2 protein-coding genes are annotated in these 1552 nt (G+C 75.2%); both read right to left on the bottom strand.

Annotated elements, in window-relative coordinates; all coding sequences use genetic code 11:
- The coding region (locus AB0H87_RS41690; RefSeq protein ID WP_360159372.1) for a response regulator transcription factor at window positions 1–281 on the bottom strand (281 nt) is incomplete at its 3' end.
- Window positions 278–1393, bottom strand: coding sequence for a sensor histidine kinase (locus AB0H87_RS41685; protein WP_360159369.1), 1116 nt, complete (start codon window positions 1391–1393; stop codon window positions 278–280). The genes AB0H87_RS41690 and AB0H87_RS41685, both read right to left, overlap by 4 nt.
- Window positions 1394–1552: the final 159 nt, after the last annotated feature.

Genomic DNA, 1552 nt, shown 5'->3' with positions numbered 1-1552 from the left:
GCGGCGTAGACGTGCTCGTCGAGGTCGAACGTCGTGAGCATGACCACCCGGGCCGGGTTGCCGCCGGCGACGATCCGCCGGGTCGCCTCGATGCCGTCCATGCCCTCCATCCGGACGTCCATCAGCACCACGTCCGGCCGCTTCGCCTCGGTCACGGCGACCGCCTCGAAGCCGTCGGCCGCCTCGCCCACCACCTCGAGGTCGTCGCGGGCGTCGATAATCATGACAAAGCCTTCGCGTACGGCGTGCTGGTCGTCGACCACGACCACCTTGATCGTCACGCCGCCGCCCGCTGCCGCAGCGGGAGCCTGGCCGACACCTGGAACCCGCCGGTCGCCAGCGGTCCCGCGTCCAGCGTGCCGCCCAGCAGCCGGGCCCGCTCCCGCATGCCGGTCAGCCCGTGCCCGCCACCGCGGCGCGGCACGGCGGCCGACGGGTCGCCGTCGTCGACGATGTCGAGCCGCAGCTCCCCGTCGACGAACCGCAGCCGGACGTCGGCCCGCTTGGCCCGGCCGTGCCGCAGGCTGTTGGTCAGTGACTCCTGGACGATCCGGTACGCGGAGAGCGCCACGTCGGGCGGCACCGGACGCTCGTCGCCGGCCCGGTCGACGGCGACCACGAGACCGGTCGCGCCGAGCGACCGCGCGAGCGCGTCGAGCTGGTCGAGGCCCGGCTGCGGCGTGCGCGGCTCGGTCACGTCCTCGTCGGGCCGCATCGTGCGCAGCATCGCGTGGAGCTCGTCGAGCGCCGTACGCCCGGCCTCCTGGATCGTGTCGAGGGCGGCGCGGGCCTTCTCCGGCCTGGTGTCGAAGACGTCGGCGGCCGCGCCGGCCTGCACGAGCATCACGGACACCGTGTGGGCGACCACGTCGTGCAGCTCGCGCGCGATCCGGGACCGCTCGGCGTCGATGATCCGCTGGCGGGCCTCCTGGCGCCGCGTCCACCGGGTCCGGCCCAGCTCGCCCCACGCCCAGCTGAACCCGTACGCGAAGACCGCCAGCAGCAGGTCCCGCCAGCCGCCGGTGACCAGCGTCCACGGCGCGGCGACCACTGCGACGGCCAGCGCCCAGAGCGACACCCGTGGCGGGCGGATCCAGGCGAAGTAGGCCAGCGGCGCGGCGGCGAACCCCAGCCAGCCGACGTGCGGCGCGATGGCCTGGATGCCGGCGCCGGCGGTGAGCGCGGTGATCATCGCGATCTCGGGCCGCCGCTGGATCCACAGCACGGTGCTGGCCTGCACCACCGTGAGCACCAGGGCGGCGACGAGCGACGCCGTGGACTCCGGGCCGTCAGGCGCGCCGAGGATCAGCGACCCGAGGCCGGCCGCCATGGCGATCGCGACGGCGACGTCGAACCAGGGGCGCCGGTAGGCCGGCGGGCAGTCGAGGGACATGCCATGAAACGTACGTCCTGGGCGGCCGGGTGGTCATCGGTCGCGCGACCGGCTTCGCGCGGCGCCGGCGCTGCCGGGCTGCGTGTGGCGGGATGGGACGCCGCCGACCTCGTCGGCCACGGCGTCGAGGCCGCGGGCGAGGTCGAGCAGCTCGTCGTC

It is taken from the genome of Asanoa sp. NPDC050611 (assembly GCF_040654855.1).
Taxonomy (GTDB): Bacteria; Actinomycetota; Actinomycetes; order Mycobacteriales; family Micromonosporaceae; genus Asanoa.
This window is presented reverse-complemented; position numbering and strand designations above follow the sequence as displayed.